16 protein-coding genes and 1 other RNA gene are annotated in these 18,206 nt (G+C 54.7%); 7 read left to right on the plus strand and 10 right to left on the minus strand.

Annotated features, from left to right (window positions below):
- Positions 1-2: 2 nt before the first annotated feature.
- Together ubiH and K0J45_RS15750 are read right to left on the minus strand one after the other, a co-directional pair.
- Positions 3-1,244 carry a 2-octaprenyl-6-methoxyphenyl hydroxylase gene (gene ubiH, locus K0J45_RS15745; protein WP_220043234.1) on the minus strand — a complete coding sequence of 414 codons (1,242 nt, stop codon included), beginning with the start codon at positions 1,242-1,244 and terminating at the stop codon, positions 3-5.
- A 60-nt stretch (positions 1,245-1,304) separates the two neighbouring features.
- Positions 1,305-1,877: a UPF0149 family protein gene (locus tag K0J45_RS15750; protein WP_144201968.1), complete on the minus strand. Its 573-nt coding sequence runs from the start codon at positions 1,875-1,877 to the stop codon at positions 1,305-1,307.
- A 283-nt stretch (positions 1,878-2,160) separates the two neighbouring features.
- Here K0J45_RS15750 and K0J45_RS15755 point away from each other — a divergent pair, with 283 nt between their 5' ends.
- The 3 genes from K0J45_RS15755 (at position 2,161) to K0J45_RS15765 (ending at position 3,672) form a co-directional block, all read left to right on the plus strand.
- Positions 2,161-2,469, plus strand: coding sequence for a cell division protein ZapA (locus K0J45_RS15755; protein WP_011866864.1), 309 nt, complete (start codon positions 2,161-2,163; stop codon positions 2,467-2,469).
- Positions 2,470-2,546: 77 nt separating this feature from the next.
- Positions 2,547-2,727, plus strand: a non-coding RNA gene (gene ssrS / locus K0J45_RS15760) — 6S RNA.
- Positions 2,728-3,060: 333 nt separating this feature from the next.
- Complete coding sequence (locus K0J45_RS15765) at positions 3,061-3,672, plus strand: 5-formyltetrahydrofolate cyclo-ligase (protein WP_220043235.1); 612 nt, start codon at positions 3,061-3,063, stop codon at positions 3,670-3,672.
- 18 nt (positions 3,673-3,690) lie between these two features.
- Here K0J45_RS15765 and K0J45_RS15770 read toward each other — a convergent pair whose 3' ends face one another.
- The gene (locus tag K0J45_RS15770; RefSeq protein WP_220043236.1) at positions 3,691-4,512 is read right to left on the minus strand and encodes a substrate-binding periplasmic protein; all 822 of its coding nucleotides are present in this window, start codon (positions 4,510-4,512) and stop codon (positions 3,691-3,693) included.
- Between the two features lie 444 nt (positions 4,513-4,956).
- Between K0J45_RS15770 and K0J45_RS15775 the strand changes: the two genes are divergently transcribed.
- Positions 4,957-5,466, plus strand: a complete 510-nt coding sequence (locus tag K0J45_RS15775) for a copper resistance protein NlpE (RefSeq protein WP_220043237.1) — start codon at positions 4,957-4,959, stop codon at positions 5,464-5,466.
- Positions 5,467-5,481: 15 nt separating this feature from the next.
- Here the strand turns inward: K0J45_RS15775 and K0J45_RS15780 are convergent, their stop codons facing one another.
- Positions 5,482-6,075, minus strand: a complete 594-nt coding sequence (locus K0J45_RS15780) for a hypothetical protein (RefSeq protein ID WP_220043238.1) — start codon at positions 6,073-6,075, stop codon at positions 5,482-5,484.
- A gap of 182 nt (positions 6,076-6,257) precedes the next feature.
- Positions 6,258-6,926: a uracil-DNA glycosylase gene (gene ung / locus K0J45_RS15785; RefSeq protein ID WP_220043239.1), complete on the minus strand. Its 669-nt coding sequence runs from the start codon at positions 6,924-6,926 to the stop codon at positions 6,258-6,260.
- Between the two features lie 133 nt (positions 6,927-7,059).
- On the opposite strand from ung, the gene K0J45_RS15790 reads away from it, so the two are divergent.
- Both K0J45_RS15790 and K0J45_RS15795 read left to right on the plus strand, forming a co-directional pair.
- Complete coding sequence (locus tag K0J45_RS15790) at positions 7,060-7,596, plus strand: type II secretion system protein (RefSeq protein WP_220043240.1); 537 nt, start codon at positions 7,060-7,062, stop codon at positions 7,594-7,596.
- Positions 7,597-7,715: 119 nt separating this feature from the next.
- Positions 7,716-8,033: a DUF3144 domain-containing protein gene (locus K0J45_RS15795; RefSeq protein ID WP_220043241.1), complete on the plus strand. Its 318-nt coding sequence runs from the start codon at positions 7,716-7,718 to the stop codon at positions 8,031-8,033.
- 110 nt (positions 8,034-8,143) lie between these two features.
- Here K0J45_RS15795 and K0J45_RS15800 read toward each other — a convergent pair whose 3' ends face one another.
- From K0J45_RS15800 to ppk1, 4 genes are all read right to left on the minus strand, one after another.
- Entirely contained in the window at positions 8,144-8,758 is a 615-nt protein-coding gene (locus K0J45_RS15800) for a LysE family translocator (RefSeq protein ID WP_011866872.1), read from the minus strand.
- A 21-nt stretch (positions 8,759-8,779) separates the two neighbouring features.
- A complete protein-coding gene (locus tag K0J45_RS15805) occupies positions 8,780-10,411 on the minus strand; it encodes a S10 family peptidase (protein WP_220043242.1) in 1,632 nt (543 codons plus the stop codon).
- A gap of 145 nt (positions 10,412-10,556) precedes the next feature.
- Positions 10,557-12,065 (minus strand): Ppx/GppA phosphatase family protein, encoded by a 1,509-nt coding sequence (locus K0J45_RS15810; protein WP_258406843.1) that lies wholly within the window; start codon positions 12,063-12,065, stop codon positions 10,557-10,559.
- A 56-nt stretch (positions 12,066-12,121) separates the two neighbouring features.
- Positions 12,122-14,257: a polyphosphate kinase 1 gene (gene ppk1, locus K0J45_RS15815; RefSeq protein ID WP_258406711.1), complete on the minus strand. Its 2,136-nt coding sequence runs from the start codon at positions 14,255-14,257 to the stop codon at positions 12,122-12,124.
- Between the two features lie 403 nt (positions 14,258-14,660).
- Here ppk1 and K0J45_RS15820 point away from each other — a divergent pair, with 403 nt between their 5' ends.
- Positions 14,661-15,200 (plus strand): thioredoxin family protein, encoded by a 540-nt coding sequence (locus K0J45_RS15820; RefSeq protein WP_220043245.1) that lies wholly within the window; start codon positions 14,661-14,663, stop codon positions 15,198-15,200.
- A 176-nt stretch (positions 15,201-15,376) separates the two neighbouring features.
- On the opposite strand, the gene K0J45_RS15825 is transcribed toward K0J45_RS15820, so the two are convergent.
- A complete protein-coding gene (locus K0J45_RS15825) occupies positions 15,377-17,953 on the minus strand; it encodes a TonB-dependent receptor plug domain-containing protein (protein ID WP_220043246.1) in 2,577 nt (858 codons plus the stop codon).
- Positions 17,954-18,206 lie beyond the last annotated feature (253 nt).

The raw sequence follows: 18,206 nt of genomic DNA on the forward strand, positions 1-18,206 counted from the left end.
CTTTATCCAAGTTGGCTGGCTGATTGAGGCGATTTCCACCCCATGGCTTTGCGGGCAATAGGCGTCTTGAGCGGCGGACACCAGGAGAGTAGACGCAGCCCCAGGTTACGCCCGGCCACCAGGGGCCAGTGTTGATTCGAGAAGCCGCGCACAAGAAATTCGACATTGGCGATGGTGGTGTCACGGTCTTGCTGGCGACGGCTAAGGTATTCATGGGTCAGCTTGGCGCCGCCGATATCCTCGCCGCGTCCGAGCGCCTCATCGACCACCTCGAGCAGACAGACGAGATCCCTCAGCCCCAGGTTAAAGCCCTGTCCGGCGATGGGGTGCAGCGTCTGCGCCGCGTTACCGATAAACACGGTGCGCTGATAGATGGGGCGCGCCATGTAAGAGAGCTTAAGCGGATAGGCGTAACGCTCACCCACATCGATAAAGCGCCCGGCGCGGTGACCAAAGGCATCTTGCAGCGCATCTAAAAACGCAGGTTTCTCGGCGCCCAGCATCAACTCGGCATGCTCTGGCGCCAGCGCCCATACCAGGGAGACTCTGGACTGCCCATCCACGTTGGCCATGGGCAGAATCGCCAGCGGGCCGCTGTCGGTGAAACGCTCATAGGCCCACTCTTGATGGGGCTTGTCGGTGAGCACGTTGGCCACCACGGCCACCTGCTCAAAGTCCACCTGCTCCAGCGGCAGCTTAAAGTCCTGTCTGACCTTAGAATTTAGACCGTCGGCGGCCACCACCAGCTTGGCGCTGAGGGCCGTGCCATCGTCTAGCATCAATTGCTGGGCATCGACGCCGGCGACAATACTGGCCACCTTAGCGGGACAAAACAGGCTGACATCCTGCTGCTCCAGCAGGTTAAACAGCTTGGCACCGACACGCTCAAGCTCCACCACCTGACCCAGATAGGGCAGATGAAAATCTTTGGCGTTGAGTGTGGTCATGCCGAAATGGCCGCGATCCGAGACATGGATATTCTCGATGGCGGTGCCCAGATGGGCCAGCTTAGGCCAGATGCCGAGACGGGTCAGCTCGAAGATGGAGCCTTGGGCGATGGCGATGGAACGGGCGTCGAAACCCGGATGGCCGTCGCCGGGACGGTTGGCCTCGATAAGGGCGATGCGCAGCACTTGCTGGCGTTTCTGTGCCAGGTTGGCCAGGCCCAGGGCCAGGGTGGCACCGGCCATGGCGCCGCCAACGATGGCGATATCAAACTGCTTAGGGTCAGACGAAGTGGTCATTCACTTTCTCTTTCTGTGGCAAGCAGTTAAATCTGCTCGCCCCGATAAATGCAGACAATATTAATGAATCATGGGGTCTTGATCTTTGATCTCACTCGGCTCGGGGCCGAATTCGGCGTAACAGAGTAGCGCCGCCATGCGAGCAAACTCCATCAGCTCTATGTAGGCCGCCTCGGACTCTTCATCTTCGGCCACATCGAACTCCACCTGAGCGATCTCGGCGAGATCTTTAATCACCTCTTTCACGTCGCTCGAGGCACGATTTAGCTTAGGCTGCGCCATGGCGATGCCCGTCAGGAAGCTCTGCACCCAGAGCGAGAGGGCCTCGACGCGCTTGCTCAGGGTCTCCTCCTCTTCCGGCGCCATAGGCGTGAAGCCGAAATCGGCATCTGTGATGCGCGCCAGGGTGTCTTGATAAAGCTCTTCCAGCAGCTGAACCAGAGAAGGCGGCGGCAACTGACCATCGTTGATCAGTTCGAGCAGTGGCTTGATCCACTCGCTCTTGGCCTGACCCACGCCACCGCAGATAAGGCCCACCAGGGAACCATGGACTTCAACGGGATGTTGGGCGATATCGGCGGCATTGAGCTCGGCGAACAGAATTTCGATGCGTAAAGAGGGAGGGGTTGCCATAAGGTGTTCCAATCATAATTTCACTTTGGACATGCTAGCAGATCTGGCCTGCGCGACCAAGCCAAAAGCATTGTGCTACCACCAAGCTAGGTCATGAATGACCATGGCCAGGCCCAGTAACTGCGCACTATTCATCCAGGGCAAAGCGTTCAGCGCTAAGCTATTGGTTATCTAAACAACATTTAATCTAACAAAGCGTTATTAAGGCCCCAGTGTTATTGCACTTTCCAGGGCAGCCCGATATAGTCCGCTCAACGACAGGATAAAAGGATCTACATCGCAAATGAGTAGCCATGCTATCGAAATTAGCTTATTGGGCCGCACCTACTCCATCGCTTGTCCGATAGGACAGGAAGATGCCTTGCGCCATGTGGCCAACAAGCTGGAAAAGCAGCTGAGTTCCCTGCGTGCTCGAACCAACAACCTTAGCCGGGAAGAAATTGCCATCATGGCGGCACTAAATATTGGCTATGAATTGTTGGAAGAACAGAAGAAGAATCAAGATTATATTAAGCAGATGGATGACAAGATCGGTCTGCTGCAGTCGACCTTGGAGAGTGCGCTGGTTGAGCGCGCCACAAAAGACGATTAAACTGTAATTACGCGTGAGGCGAAGCGATTTATCACGAATATCGCCGCCCGACCGCTAAGGTCGATACGCAACAATTTTGCTCCCTGTGGTGTACGTGAATCGGTTATGTCCCTGTGCCGATATTTACAAACTCAGGGTGAATGTTTTGATGACATTGCGCAAGCTCGGCGCGAACCGAGAAGCCTTAGGATTTGATCATTTACCCGCCTTGAACCTACGGTTCAAGGGCTACACCGGTAACGGCATCTTGGGGAGCAATTCAAATTGAGAAGCCAGAAGGTCCACCATCTTCTGGCTTTTTTATATCCTCATCAAACTCGCTCCAGCCCGTTAGCTAAATTGCCGAGCAGTTGAAAGTGTAATGACAACAGAGATAGACTGCCCACATCAAAGCAAACTCGATAATACCAATCATGGTAAGTAAGTGATCAGAAGTAGCGCAGGAAAAACGGTCGAGAACAAGGCAAAATTTTTCGATAAGTAGCTATTCTACAATCAAAAATAATAACGCCGTTATCGGGCGTTTTAACAAGCTAGCATGATCAGTTATTTACTACGATTGGTATAACTGCCTTCACTGGAGTAGCGACATTGAAACCAGCCTTCGCGCCTAGCACCGCCAATCAAAAAAATCGTCAGGCGATTAGAAATCAGATCCGCAGCGCGAGACGGGCGATCCCCGAGCAAACGCAGCAGCAATTTGCCCAGGAGGCGGCCAACAGGCTGATGGCGGTGATTAGTCAGCGTCAGGCCAAGCATGTGGCGCTTTATCTGACCAGTGATGGCGAGCTGGATACCCAGCCGCTGGTTGAAACCCTGTGGCAGGCGGGGGTAAATGTCTATTTGCCGCGCCTGCATCCTTTCTCACGGGGCAACCTGCTGTTTTTTAAATACCATCCCACCAGCCACCTGATCCAGAATCGCCTCAAGATCTGGGAGCCCAAGCTCAACATCACAGAGATGATCTTACCCCAGCATCTGGATGTGATCATCACTCCCCTGGTGGCCTTCGATGAGCAGGGAAATCGTATGGGAATGGGCGGTGGCTATTACGACCGTTGCCTGAGCGACTGGCAGCATAGGGGTAAACCCTACCCCATTGGCTATGCCCATGATTGCCAGCGAGTCGAATCACTGCCCACCGAGCATTGGGATGTGCCCCTGCCCATGATAGTGACTCCATCGGCTACTCACACAAGTTAAGGTAAAATTGGCAAGCGACTATTGGCTGCTCTGCGACTTTTGCTGCCAATAGGCGTTGTGCTCGAAACCATGGCTGGCCAGTATCTTGGTCAGCTCGCCGCTGCGATGCAGCTCAGCCAGGCTCTGGTTAAAGTCGGCTAAAATCTTCTGGGCATTAGGAAGATGCTTGGCCACCCCGATATGAAACAGCTCCACGCTCAAAGGGTCTCCCACTGGCTCCAGCTTGCCACGATATTCGCTGCCGGGACGCTCGATAAGATAGCGGGCGACATCCTCACAGATCAGCACCAGATCCACCCGACCGGCCAGCAGTTTCCTTAGGTTCACCGCATCTGAGCTGGCGGCCTCGGTATTCAGGTTAGCCTCTCCGAAGGCCACAGGGTTGGCATAGCCGCGGCCGATGCCGATAAGATAGGGCTTGAGATCCTCGATATCGCGAAAGACGATCTTGCTGTCGCTGCGCTTATACAGGCGAATTGAGACAGATAATAAGGGGTCGGAAAAGTCGATCCACTGCTCCCGTTCGGGCCTGTACCAGACGCCTATGATGAGATCCGCCAACTCCCGCTTAATAAGCGTTTGGGCACGAATAAAGGGATAAAACTCATGGGACAGAGGATATCCCGCATGTTGAAATACCGCCTCCACCAGATGATACACCACGCCCCACTCTGGCATCTGCGGCGAGTAGAAGGGCGGATAATCGTTGGATACGCTAATCAGTGGCGTTTTCGCCATCGCCGGCAGTTGATGCAGCTCGCTATGTCGCTCTCCGTCGCTGGCCATGGCCGAGGCGCCAAGCAACACCTGGCACAAGGCTAGGGCCAAGATTAGCCACAAGGCTATCCTTAACACTAAGCCCACGACTGGGCCCAGGGCCAGGCTTGAGACTCGCCACAACTTTTTAAGCCTGCCTAGACGAGACATTAGTAGCCTAAGTGCGCCGATGCCCGACGCCAATCGATGCGAACCTAAGTCTTTATTCAGGCGAACTTGAGCAGAATGACAAGCTGTAACCATCTAGGTTTTTCCAGCGAATTAACAAAAGGATAGTTCACATTTTAGTCTAGTTTTTACCCGCTCGTGATGCAGTCCAACTCAAGAGATGGCAAACTCAAGTTAACTCAGCAAATTAATCAGGCTATCCACTCGGTTCACTTTGAAAGCCTTAGGTTTACCGGCTAAAGTGTGCAGAGACTCTTAGCACTGGCGGCCAAAGGTTTTCTAAGCCACAAGGCTCTTCGCCATTTGCCGCCAGGCGCTTCACCATTAAAGGATGAAACAATGAAGATTAGCGCGCGACTCCTCCCCCTTGTTCTGCTCACCCTCGGCGCCTGCGCCCAACAGAGCAGTCAGGCCCCCGAACCTCAGACCGAAGCGCCGGCCTCACAAGCGTCAGAGCCTCAAGCCGCTCAGACTATGCCTCTTGGCGACACCAGCCGTAACGCGCTGGATTGGCCGGGCCTCTATAAAGGCACCCTGCCCTGCGCCGACTGTCAGGGGATCGCCATGAGCCTCAAGCTTAATGGCGACAACAGCTATCAACTCTCTCAGCAATATCTTGGCAAGCAAGACCTTGGTGAGCAAAACCTTGGTGAGCAAAATCAAGCAACCGATGTCATCCTTGAGGGGCAGTTTAGCTGGAATGAGATGGGCAGCAAGATCACCTTAGATAGCAAGGCCAGAGACATGAAGCTTCAGGTGGGCGAGAATATTCTCTTTATGCTGGATGATAAGGGGGAGCGGATTAAGGGGGCGCTGGCCCAGCAATATCAATTGTTGAAAGCCAATTGATATTGCCTGACAGACTTAATTTGATTTACACCAGAGATTGACGCAGGGAGTGTCGCCCACATTGACCTCAAATCCGGGGCAATGGTTGGCGAAGTATTTGGCCTCCTGACAGGAGGTCATCTGCAGGCACTGCTGGCGGGCATCGCAGCTAAACACCACATTCTGCAGCTCCTGCTTACCCACGTAATACTCAGACCCTGGGGGGAACAGCCCCTCCGGCGGTTTGATATCCACATCGGCCGAGTAGTCATAGTTGACCATAAACAGATAGAGCAGATTACCAAAGGCGATCGCCAGGGCCACTAGGCCCACCTTGACGCGCCAGCTGATGGCATCTTCACTGTCAAACTTATCATGGGACTCGAAAGGCGAGGTCAAGGTAATGGGATTACCCAGATCTATCTCACCCTTGGTGACCTTAGTGCCGCGCAGCGCGTCTTTCCACTGGCGATACACCACAGATTCACCCTCTTTGGGCATGTGTTCATAGGGGAGTAAATTGATGCCAAAAATTCTGAGTTCGTCCGATCCGTCGTCCGGGGCGATGAAACCTACCCTCTGTTCCTGATTCCAACGAACAAGCGTTCCTCGCTTAGCTCTAATATCCATATTCCTGTCCGCCTTGAAAGCTTTTCCTGGGAGGCGGCTACCTACCCAAGCCGCTGTAACCTGTTTAAACCATTCGGGGTATCCAACCCAAAATCATTAACAGTTACGTTACACTTCTCTATCAATATAATTAGCTTTTCATGGTACGGCAAGTATGATTTTGTAGCATCTTTGTCTGGTTTTTATACCTGCCAGTCGATAGGCGCCTCGCCAGAGCCCTTTAACAACTCGTTGATTTTTGAGAAGTGTTTACAGCCAAAAAAACCTCGATAGGCAGAGAGCGGTGAAGGGTGAGGCCCGCTCACCAGATGGTGCTGGCCCGCCTCGATAAGCTTGCTCTTCTTCATGGCGTGGCCGCCCCACAGCACGAAAATAATCGGGCGCTGTTGCTCATTAAGCAGCCTCAAGGCGTTGTCGGTAAAGGTCTCCCATCCGGCCTTGGCATGGGAGTGCGCCTTGCCCTGCTCTACCGTGAGAACAGTATTGAGCATCAAGACGCCCTGCTCTGCCCACTTGGCCAGGTAGCCATGGGCTGGGATCGCAAAGCCATCGATATCACTGGCCAGCTCCTTATACATGTTCACCAAAGATGGCGGCACCTTCACCCCGGGCTGCACCGAGAAGCAGAGACCGTGCGCCTGGCCCTCGCCGTGATAAGGATCTTGACCAATCAACACTACCCTCACCTTATCCAGCGGCGTTAGCTCGAAGGCACTAAACACCTGCTCCTCTTGCGGGTAGATCGCCTTACCGGCATCGCGCTCACCTTGCACGAAAGACTGCAACTGGCCAAAGTAGGCCTGCTGGGCCTCCTGGTCGATAAAATCTTGCCATTGGCTGATCTCTGTCATAGCTATCTCTTTATATTTTTTCGAAAAAAACTTAGAATCGAGTGATATTTACGGCGTAATCCAACTCATACAGAGTAAAACGCCACATTCAAGCTTACCGAGAGTAGTCTCTGCATACCCAAGAGGTTTTACGATGTCCTTGGCGCATAAACGCGGTTTTACCCTTATCGAACTCGTGGTCGTTATCATAGTGCTGGGGATCCTGGCGGTGACCGCCCTGCCAAAATTTATCAATCTCTCCCAGGACGCTCAAGTCGCCAGCGTCAAGGCGACCGGCGGCGCCTTCAAGTCCGGTATCGACATGGCCCGCGCCGTCTGGGCCGTTCGCGTCGGCTCAGGCCCGGCGGAAAACCTCAAAACCTTCGGCGACGACGAAGCCGGCGAGATGGATTTTAACGCCAATGGCTGGCCGGCGCAGCACTACTTTACCGATAACGAGGCCTCGCCGCAGCTGGACAACGTAGAAGATTGCATCTCGGTATGGGAGACAGTGTTTCAGGGCGACGAGCCCAGCGTCTCACGCAGCGATGCCCAGACGAGCACAGATTATAAGACCAACTATATCAGCGTGAACCAGTGTCGCTACAACCTGAGCGACAACCAAAACCTCAGCATCTACTATGACTCGCGGGATGGCCGGGTGCTGGTCGACAGCGATCCCGCCAGTTAACCTTGCGGCGCGCATTGGGATTGGCGATACAGATCCCATTACCTCTAAATCTATGCTTCATTAACGGCTAATTTACGTTACTATGCCAGCATACTATTGACCTACCTGTGAGCATGCGCATGTCAGAACAGCAAAAAGAAACCACTATTTTTCAGTTAGCCGACAAGTTTATCGCCTTAGCCAACGAGCTTAGCGCCGAGGAGCAGGATATCGCCAAGGTGGGTACCGCCCTGCGTTTCGCCGCCGCCCGCTTTAACGCCTTCGAGGCCGCGCTGAAATCTGCCGATCTTAAGGCCGAGAAAGCCAACGCACTGGAGTGGTTTACCAAAGAATACAAGGATATGTTGAATGATAACCTAGACGATCATATCGACAATCCGCCAGCGGCTCAGCAGGAGCCAGCCAAAGATGATGCCGTACAGGTCTTTAACGGCTAGTCTGCTAACCGGCAACATCAGATAAAATAAATGCGGCTAAGGAATATTCCTTAGCCGCATTTTTATGACTGCTTCAAAAGCTTATGCGGATTAAGCAAAGCCTATTGCCGCTAGAGGGTCACCAGCACCCGCACCGCCAGCAGAATCAATACCACACCCGAGAGCTTATCTATAAGCGCCGCCTTCTCCCTTAGCTTAGGCAATACCGATTTGTGCGACAGCAAGAATGCAATTAGCGTGTACCAGAGGCCATCGACCACCAGCGGCGTCAACACGATAAGCGACTTGCCCCACAGCTCGTCGGCCACCATCACAAACTGACTGAAGAGCGCCAGGAAGAACAGCATGATCTTAGGGTTAAACAGCGAGATGGCGATGCCGTCACGGGCAGCGGTCAACCAGTCTGTCGACTTACCCGCCGCCAGCTTGTCAGACATGCCGCCCTTGGAGCGCAGCGCCTGCACGCCGATATAGGCGAGATAGAGGGCGCCGAGGATCGCTATACCGTTAAACACCAGCGGCGCCTGCTTAAGCAGCACCGCCAGCCCCAGCAGGGTCACCAGAGCATAGACACCTATGCCGATAGAGTGCGCCCAGGCGCAGACGATGCCGTTGGCCCGGCCACCGCCCAGGGTATGACGCACCACCATGGCCAGACTCGGCCCGGGCGACATGGCGCCCAAACAACAGATGGCCAACAACCCCAGCCACGCACTAAAACTCATCTTATCTCCTCGCTGTCCTGATTAGTCCGCCTGATAGAACTGGCGAATATCCTTAGCCAGCGCCTTTAGCGACGAGGGCTCAATATACATCATATGGCCCGCCTCGTAGTAGTGCATCTCCACGCGGCTATTGTCTATGCCGTTATCGGCCAGGGTGTTCTCAGTGGCGAAGAAGGGGGTGGCAAAATCATAGTAACCATTGGCCACCAGGATTCTGAAATCCTTGTTCTCCCGTTGGGCGCGACCGAGATAGGGGGCGACATTCACATAGTGCATCTGCTTGCCGCTGATGTTCCAGTTCCAGCCACGGTTAACGTCGACCGAGAGCACGTTAAAGGGACGGGTGATCTTCACCCCCAGATCCTGATACAAATATTGGTGAATCGCCGCCGTGTAGGCGCCATCTATGCCATAGCCAGATGGATCGGCATCGGTGCGCTCGCCGCCGCTGTCATAGTCTACGCCCAGATAACGGCTGTCCAAACGGCCGACGGTGCGATCTTCATCCCTGAGCAGCTGCTTGGTATAACGGCTAGCGCTGACTCTCAGATTCACCCTGTCCAGGTAGTCCTCTGTTAGTCCGGTAAAGCGTGCCAGCTGCTGGCGCACCGCCAGGTATTGAGCTTGGGGCAGACGAGTGCCCTTAAGCAGCGCCAGGGCATAATCGTTCATCGCAAACTGGCGCGCCGCCTCGACGAAGGAGCTCAACCCCATCGCCTTATCGGTCGCAGCGACCCTGTCATGGTAGAAGGCCGTAGCCGCCATGGTCGGCAGGAAGCCGATATAAGGTTGATTATTGCCGGGCTGATAGCGGGCATGGCTAAAATCGAGAATGGATGAGATCAGCATGACGCCATTGACCGAAATATCTGTCCAGCCAGATTGCAGCTCGTCCACCAATGCCGCGGCGCGGGTGGTGCCATAGCTCTCACCGGCGATATACTTGGGCGAGTTCCAGCGGCCATGTTCAATCAGCCAGCGACGAATAAATTCGGCGATCGATTGGGCGTCCTCTTTCACCCCCCAGAAATCCTGGCCCTTGTGTTCACCCAGGGCGCGGCTAAAGCCAGTGCCCACGGGATCGATAAACACCAGATCCGACTTATCCAGCATGGAAAATTCGTTATCCACCAGATGATAAGGCGCTGCGCCATCGTCCTTGGCATCGCCCGGCACCACCACACGCTTAGGCCCAAACAGCCCCATGTGCAGCCAGAGCGAGGCCGAGCCGGGCCCGCCGTTAAACACGAAGGTCACGGGGCGTGGCTGACTGGCCTCGATTTTGGTGCGCAAATATGTGACCGAGAAGATGCTGGCCAGCGGCTTGTCCTTGTCATCTTCTAAGATGGTTTCCGAGGCGATGGTCTCATAGTGCACCCGCTCGCCATTGATCTTAACCTGACCCGTGGTTTGATAGACCTTGGCCTCTGGCGCCTGTGCCTCTGTCTTAACAGGCTTGCCGTTAGATTTTTCCTGAGCCGCCTGACCGGGAAGGCTCATAAGTAGTAGAGACAGACCCGCCGCCCCCAGCAATTGCTTGGAGAGCTTGAGTCTCGATAGAGGTTGAGTCTGATGATTGAATGGATTTTGACTCAAGTGGTCTTGACTAGAATAGTTTTGACCTGAGTGTCGCCGCGTAAAAATATCAGCCATGGAGCGCGTCCTATTATTGTTATTGTCGATTTGGGCCGGTCAGCTTACAAAGAATCCCAAAGCGTCGCAAAGCATCAATTGCAAACAAATTTTTCACGATCAGTGAAGGGCCGCTAGCGAATCGACGGCCCTTGTTGCGCCCCGCTTAGCTATCCAGCCGCAGGCTAAGACCCAGCTCGCGCATATGCTTCTTCTCCCGCTTGAGATCCTTAAGCAGTAGGTCCACCCGGGCGCTTTTCTCGGGCAGCAGCGCCAGCTCGTTGGTGTCCAGCGGCGCGCAGCTTAGGCGCAGGCTCTGGGCGACCCGACCGAGATTGACCAGGATGGCGAGGCGCAGCAGACACAACAAGCGCACCATCAGCTGGCGCCGCCCATCCGGCAGGGCGTTGAGCTGCTCAAACTGCGGCTTCTTGCGTTGATTGCCAATAAGCAGTGCCAGATCCTGCTGCAGATCTTGGCTAAAGCCCGGCAGATCGCTGTTGGCTATGATATAGCCGCCATGCTTATGATGGGAGCGGGAGTTGATGTGTATGCCTATCTCATGCAGGGTCGCGGCGTACGCCAGCAGCCTCGCCTGGGAACGGATCTCCCAGGCATCGGCCACCGACTCGAACAGCGCCATGGCGCTTTGACACACCCTGGCGCCTTGAGCCATATCCACATGATAGAGCTGAGCAATACTGTCTACGGTGCGATGGCGCACATCATGATACTGACCTATCTGCGCCAGCTCGTAGAGCACGCCTTCGCGCAGGGCCGCCGGGGTAAAGCTAAGCTGCTGGATCTCCAGACGGCGAAAGAAGCTGAGCAGAATGGCCAGCCCCGCCGGTACCAGTATGATGCGCTTGCGGTCGATATTGGCAAAATCCAGCCTGTCCACATGACCCGCCTCTATCAGCAAGCGCTTGAGGCGCTTGAGCTGACTCAGGGTCACTGGGGCATAGTGGCCGGGTTCTGTATCGCTCTCTTGTGTCTCTTCACTGGCCCCCTCACCGGCCAGCCTCTCCCGCCGCGACAGTTCCGCCAAGGCCTCGCAGATCGCCTTGACCGAGCCAGAGCTGCCCAGCACCAGCTCCCAGTCGGCCTCGAAATATTCCTTGGAAAGCGAGGAGAACTGCCTGTCGGCAGCCGCCTGAGCGGCGCGAAATGCCGCCGTGGTCAATGTGCCATCTTCGAAGAAGCGCTCGTTAAAGCTGACGCAGCCGCAGCGCAGGCTGGAGAGTTTCACCGGCAGGTGTTTCTCGCCGATCACCACCTCGGTGGAACCGCCGCCAATATCGATCACCAGATTATTGCGTGCCAGCACCTGACTCTGGGCGATACCCGAGTAGATAAGCCTGGCCTCTTCGTGGCCGGAGATTACTTCAATCGGAAAGGGGATGATCTTCAGCGCCGCCTTGAGAAACTTGTCGCGGTTCTTGGCAACTCTCAGGGTATGGGTCGCCACCAGACGGATCTGGGTCTCAAGGAGATCGGAAAAACGCTGACCGAAGTTTCTCAGACACTCCAGGCCACGGGCCATCGCCTCATCGGACAGGTAGCCCTCGGCGTTAAGTCCCTGAGCCAAACGGACCTGCTCCTTCTCTCTGTGGAGGATCTGCAGACTACCGTCCTGCTCCCTGGCAATCATGAGATGAAAACTATTTGAGCCCATGTCGATAGCGACAAAATGGCGTTGTGTGACTAGGGCCAAAGTTCCTCCAATAGGGGCTAGCTAGCGGCCAGCAGTGGATAGTTGGGCTTAGGCTCGCTCGATGCCTCTTCGGCTTTGATGCGCGCCTTGGCCTGTTTCTCATACTGGCTAAGATATTGATGTATGGCGATTTGAGATCTTACCTTACGCTTATTGCCGCGGCTGCGATAGGGGTTACTCTGATCTCGGTTGATGATCCTCGCCTTGGTGTTGTCCCCCAGCTGCAGCTGCAGTATGTCGATGATCATCTGCTTCAGATCAGGATCATAGATGGGAGTACTCACCTCGATGCGGCTGTCGATGTTACGGCTCATCCAGTCGGCGGAGCAGAGGAACACCAGATTCTCACCGCCGGCGTGGAATACCATGACGCGGGAGTGCTCCAGGAAGCGATCCACTATGCTGATCACCTGAATGTTGTCGCTGATCCCCGGGATCTGCGGCACCAGTGAACACATGCCGCGAATGATCAGCTTAACGCCGACCCCGGCCATGGAGGCCTCATACAGCTTGTTGATCAGCTGCTCGTCCACAAGGTTGTTGAGCTTGAGGGTGATGGCCGCCTTGCCGCCACAGCGGGCGTTAAGGATCTCGCGATCGATAAGCGCCGTCAGCTTCTGCCTGGCATCGAAGGGGCTGACCAGCAGGTGCTGGAAGTTATCGCGTCGATACGGATGCTCAATTAGGTCGAACACCTGCTCCACCTCGCGCGCTATCTCCTGATCGGCGGTAAACAGCGACAGATCCGTGTAAACCTTGGCGGTGCCCTCGTTGAAGTTGCCCGAGCCGATATGACAGTAGAGACGGGTCTCACCCTGCTCTTCCCGGCCAATTAAACACAGCTTGGAATGCACCTTGAGGCTAGGGATACCGTGATGCACCTTGACCCCCGCCTCGGCCAGGATCCGGGTCCATTCTATGTTGTGCTCCTCGTCGAAGCGCGCCCTGAGCTCGATAACCGCGGTCACCTGCTTGCCGTTCTTCACGGCATCCATCAGCGAGTGCATCACCCGCGACTTCTTGGCCACCCGGTAGAGGTTGATCTTGATAAACTTCACCGCCGGGTCGTAGGCCGCCTGACGCACCATCTCGGTAAAGTGAGAGAACTTATGGTAGGGATAGTTGAGCATGATGTCACCGCGGGCGATGGCATCGAAACTGTTGCTGCAACGCTGAAAACCCGCGCTGTCCAGGGCCGGCAGCTTGGCATTCTCCAGATACTTGCGCCCTGGATTGGGGAAGGCGATGAAGTCCTTGAAGCTGTGGTAACGCCCGCCGGGCACCAGACACTCGGTGGAGCTGATCCCCAGCTGCTCCTTGATCATCGCCAGCATATGCTCCGGCATCTGTCTGTCATACACCAGGCGCACCGGCTCGGCGGTGAGGCGCTGCTTCAGGCCGCGGGTCATCTTCTCCAGCTGGCTCTGCTCCAACTCGTCGGCAATATCGAACTCGGCATCGCGGGTCAGCTTCATCGAATAGGCGTCGATAGACTCATACTCGAAGAAGGGCGAGAGCAGGTCATCCAGGCAGTGACGTATGATGTTATCCAATAAGATCAGATACTTCTTACTCTTAGGCTTGCCGGTCGGCAGCTCGACGAAACGGGGCACGTTCTTGGTCGGCACCTCCACCAGGGCGTATTGGCGCCTGTCCTTGCTGTGCAGACAGACCGCCAGATAGGTGGCGTTGTCGGTGAGGTGTTTCACCATAGATCTGTGATTGCCTATGATCAGCGGCGCGATATGACGCTTGAGGTGGTCGCGAAAATAGACCCTTAGCCACTGGCTGTGAAAATCGCTCAGCTGCCCCTCGTTGATAAGCAGTATGTTGCGGCGAATAAGCTCGCGCATCAACTCGGTATAGATGCTATCGAAGCGCTCCTGCAATGTCAGCACCCGGGTCTGGATCTTGGCCATTAGGTGACGGCTATTGCTGCGGCCATCTTGCAGGCTCGACAGCATGATGCTGCGGCGCACCTGCGCGACCCTGACCCTGAAGAACTCATCCATGTTGCTGGAAAATATCCCCAGAAAACGCACCCGCTCTACCAGCGGCACCTCGCTGTCGCAGGCTTCTTGCAACACGCGTTCATTAAACGACAACCAGGACAGTTCCTTGTCGATAAACATCTTGTCGGAATTGGGAGACACTCGACTACTCCTTTGAGCGCAAGGAAACGGCGGCTTCATTGCATCTTTACCACACCACAGGCCAGCGCAAGGCGATTAACACCGGCGGCAAGCTATTGGCAAGGCTTAAAAAGAATTTCCATTAGCAGCAGATTACTTCAGTAGGATGTCATATTTATGACAAGCTCCCTTTAGCCTATGTGCTATCGCGATCGGGATAAGCTTTTGAACTTTTGAACTTAGGACACTTGCATGGAGTCAGAAGGAGTATCATGATGGCGCGGCAAATACCCAGCTGCACCCGAATAACAAGCTGTGCCCAAAGACCTAACTGGCCCAAATACCTAGCGAACCTAGGCAAAACCCATCATCAACCACTCATCACAAACCACTCATCATCAACCAAAGGACACCAGGCATCACAATGAACAACATCTTACTGGTCAGCGCCCTCACCCTAAGCCTACTACTCGGGCTATTTGTCTGGCTCAGCTACAAGAAGCTCAAGGGCAGCCAGATCCCAACGGGTGTGCTGGCTGTGCTGCTGGTGTTTGCGCTAATCAACGGCGCCGTGAGTTATTTTATTGCCCCCAAGGCCGGCGATGATGCCTACAAACAGCTGGTGTGGCAGTCGCTAAGTCCAAATGCTATCCCAGGCCAACTGGCCCAGGGCAAGACGGTGTTTGTGGATGTCAGCGCCGACTGGTGCAACATCTGTAAGGCCAACAAAGACAGGGTGCTGCATCAGGCCGTTGTGGTTGAGCGGCTAAAGGATAAGGATATGGTGTTGATGCACGGCGACCTCACCCAGAGCGATGCCAGGATAGAGGCCTATCTGGCTCAGTATCAGGCCTATGGCGTGCCCTTTAATATCGTCTACAGTCAGGCTCACCCCGATGGCTTAGTCCTGCCAAGAGTGCTGTCTATCGACGACCTGCTCAGCGCCCTGCCTCCTCGCGACTAGCCTGATGCTTGATAAAGTTGCGGAATTTCCGCAGGTTTATGCTTAGCGCCCTGCCTCCCCGCGACTAGTCCCATGACTCAAACAAAAGCAAAAAAAGAAGGCTGCAATGCAGCCTTCTTATCATTTCAATCGCTAGCGCCTGGTGATTTTAATCACTAACGCCTAGGACGCCGATATTAGAAGCGGTAGTTCACGCGACCATAGTAGTAGCCACCGTTGTAATCGAACGGGCCACTCTCATAGTAGATCGCACCTAGCTCACCACGGGTACCGTCTTTCAGCTTCTGCGCCTCCTGATCGAACAGGTTGTTGGCACCGATAGAGACGGTCAGGCTATCGAGGAACTGATAGCTTAGCTCTAGATCCACGGTCACCGCAGAATCGGCCATCTCTGAGCCCCAATCCGAGGTATCGTCGGCGTGAGTCGCATAGTACTCACCGAAGTAGTTACCACGCAGCGACATGCTGAATCTGTCCCAAGACTGTGCCCAGGTCAGGGTCGCACGGTGAGCCGGAATACCATCTTCTAGACGACGCACCTTACCCTCATCTGTGGTATTTGGGTTGTACTTGTCGACGCTGGTATCCGTCCAGCCATAGGCCAGGCTGAACTTGGTATCGCCCGACAATAGCTGAGTGTCGTATGAGGCCACCAGATCGATACCCTGAGTCGTGGTATCGAAGTCGTTGGTGTAGTAAGTCACCGCAGAAATAAGCTCAGGGAACTCGACACCGGCGGCGCGCAGCGCGTCATAGTCTTTCGCCTCAACTTCAATCTGGCTCGACTGCGCGATGCGGCCTGTCACCTCGATGTTGTAGTAATCCAGAGTCACGAAGAGGTTTTCATGCTCGAACACGGCGCCGAGGGCGTAGCTGACAGACTCCTCAGGCTTAAGCACCTTACCGCCATAGAAGGCCGACAGCGGATCGGTTGGCGGCGCGATAAAGGTCTGGATCAGGTCACCATTAACGATAGAGGTCTGAGTGTTAACCACGTTCTCCTGACCCACGGTCGGCGCACGGAAACCTGTGCTGTGCGACGCGCGGAAAGAGAGATCGTCGGTAGCCGTGAACTGAGCGGTCAGCTTGTAGTTCAGGGTGTCACCGAAGGTAGAGAAGTCCTCGTAACGCAGCGCGGCGCCAAGCAACCAGCGCTCACCCAGGTAGGCTTCCATGTCGGCATAGACGCCTATGTTGTTACGTGAGTTCTTGCCAGCAGACTCTGGGCCGAACCCCTTGAAGCCGTGAGAGCCAATGTTGAAGCCCTGGTCGGCGTATGGGCCGGCAATCCAAGAGGCTTCTTCTCCCTGAGTGATCTCGAACGACTCTTCACGCCACTCGAAACCTGTGGCGAAGCTGATATCTTCGACGCTGCCCAGGGTAAGCATGCGCGAGAAGTCCAGGTTAACCGTGGTCTCTGCCTGCTCATAGGCACCGGTTTCAAAATCGGTCGGTGTGTCTAAACCCAGTGACGGGTTAAGCGAGTTCTTCAGGCTGAAGGTCGACTTATTGTTACCCATACCGGCGCTGAAATCATAGTTCCAAGCACCTAGCTCGCCTTTAACACCGGCGAAGAAAGAGCTGTCTTCCACTGTACCGGCAAACTGCGGCGTATAACCGCCCGGACGCAGCTGGTTCATAGCGAAACAGTTAGGATCGGCCAGCATCGCCTTGTAGGCATCAGTCTCGAGCACGTTACCGTCGCTACCATCTGCATTCTTAGGAATCGGCACCACGGCACAGGTCGAAGGATCGCCATTGACCGCACCCACCAACAGGGTTTCACCGCCATCTAACGAGTAGACGTTGCCGCGATTGTGAGGGTTACGATAGTAGAAACCACCGACCACATCGCGCGAAGAGAGGTTACCAAAGGCATATAGGCGAGCATTGTCGTTGATGTCGTAGCCAGAGTTAAGGAAAAAGCTGTAGTCATCCTTGATCTCTGGATTACCCCATACCTGGGCAGGGTCTTGGACGAAGGTGTTGCCCTGCTCAATCAGGTTGGCCGCATCCGGACGCTGCATGCTGCGGCTGGTCGCGTCGGCATTCTTATATTGCAGGCTGAGGTTCACAAACCCAGCGTCTGACAGAGGGAGTCCCACGTTGGCATCGATAGTGGTAGTGGCACCGTCACCCTCATAGTATTCGCCTTGGCCGACCGTGATAGAGCCACCTTCGGCATCATCTTTGAGCACAAAGTTCATCACACCAGCGATGGCATCTGAACCGTATTGCGCCGCTGCACCGTCACGCAGCACCTCAACTTGTTTTAGCGCCGCACTCGGAATGACCGAGATATCCGGGCCCTGGGCACCATCGTTGATGCCACCGCCCTGGAAGGCGATCACCGAGGCGCGGTGACGACGTTTGCCGTTGACCAATACCAGGGTGCTGTCTGACGGCAGGCCACGCAGGTTGACCGGACGGATCAGGGTTGCCGCATCACTGATGGGCTGGGCACGGGAGTTGAAAGAAGGCACAGTAGTGACCAGCATGTCGATCATGTCGGTAGAACCATTCTTCTTCAGATCATCGCTGCTGATGATATCGATAGGTACCGGCGAATCGCCGATAGAGCGTGGCGCAGAACGTGTTCCCACCACGGCAATTTTTTCAATATTCTGAGACGCTTCTGCCTGCTGATCATCGGCAAATGCCTGTGTACTCGCTAACGACCCTGTCAATGCCAAAGAGATGGCAAAACTCAGCGCACTCACGCCGAAACCTTTATTTTTATGTGTTGTCATCATTTTTCCCGCATAGTTTTTTTTATATTTCGCCATCATTCGCGTCTTTCTCACACGAACCACCACAGGCATACCCCAGAGTGAAATGAATACATTTCATTTACACTTTTATAACAAACAAAAAATAATTGCTAATACTAATTGGTCTAATTTAGACGAGAGCAGGAGACACTAGCAGACTAAAAATCGAACAAATACGTGGCATTCACGATAAAACCCCAAAAAGATTAATCATTAAAGCTCAAACAGTTTCGAT

It is taken from the genome of Shewanella alkalitolerans (assembly GCF_019457575.1).
Classification (GTDB): Bacteria; Pseudomonadota; Gammaproteobacteria; order Enterobacterales; family Shewanellaceae; genus Shewanella; species Shewanella loihica.

Bases quoted from the DNA above. Each gene is read 5' to 3' on its own strand.
- K0J45_RS15820 (WP_220043245.1), top strand. From the start codon at position 14,661: ATGAACAACATCTTACTGGTCAGCGCCCTCACCCTAAGCCTACTACTC.
- K0J45_RS15775 (WP_220043237.1), top strand. From the start codon at position 4,957: ATGAAGATTAGCGCGCGACTCCTCCCCCTTGTTCTGCTCACCCTCGGC.
- K0J45_RS15750 (WP_144201968.1), bottom strand. From the start codon at position 1,877: ATGGCAACCCCTCCCTCTTTACGCATCGAAATTCTGTTCGCCGAGCTC.
- K0J45_RS15780 (WP_220043238.1), bottom strand. From the start codon at position 6,075: ATGGATATTAGAGCTAAGCGAGGAACGCTTGTTCGTTGGAATCAGGAA.
- K0J45_RS15795 (WP_220043241.1), top strand. From the start codon at position 7,716: ATGTCAGAACAGCAAAAAGAAACCACTATTTTTCAGTTAGCCGACAAG.
- K0J45_RS15755 (WP_011866864.1), top strand. From the start codon at position 2,161: ATGAGTAGCCATGCTATCGAAATTAGCTTATTGGGCCGCACCTACTCC.
- ubiH (WP_220043234.1), bottom strand. From the start codon at position 1,244: ATGACCACTTCGTCTGACCCTAAGCAGTTTGATATCGCCATCGTTGGC.
- K0J45_RS15805 (WP_220043242.1), bottom strand. From the start codon at position 10,411: ATGGCTGATATTTTTACGCGGCGACACTCAGGTCAAAACTATTCTAGT.
- K0J45_RS15790 (WP_220043240.1), top strand. From the start codon at position 7,060: ATGTCCTTGGCGCATAAACGCGGTTTTACCCTTATCGAACTCGTGGTC.
- K0J45_RS15800 (WP_011866872.1), bottom strand. From the start codon at position 8,758: ATGAGTTTTAGTGCGTGGCTGGGGTTGTTGGCCATCTGTTGTTTGGGC.
- K0J45_RS15825 (WP_220043246.1), bottom strand. From the start codon at position 17,953: ATGATGACAACACATAAAAATAAAGGTTTCGGCGTGAGTGCGCTGAGT.
- K0J45_RS15810 (WP_258406843.1), bottom strand. From the start codon at position 12,065: ATGGGCTCAAATAGTTTTCATCTCATGATTGCCAGGGAGCAGGACGGT.
- ung (WP_220043239.1), bottom strand. From the start codon at position 6,926: ATGACAGAGATCAGCCAATGGCAAGATTTTATCGACCAGGAGGCCCAG.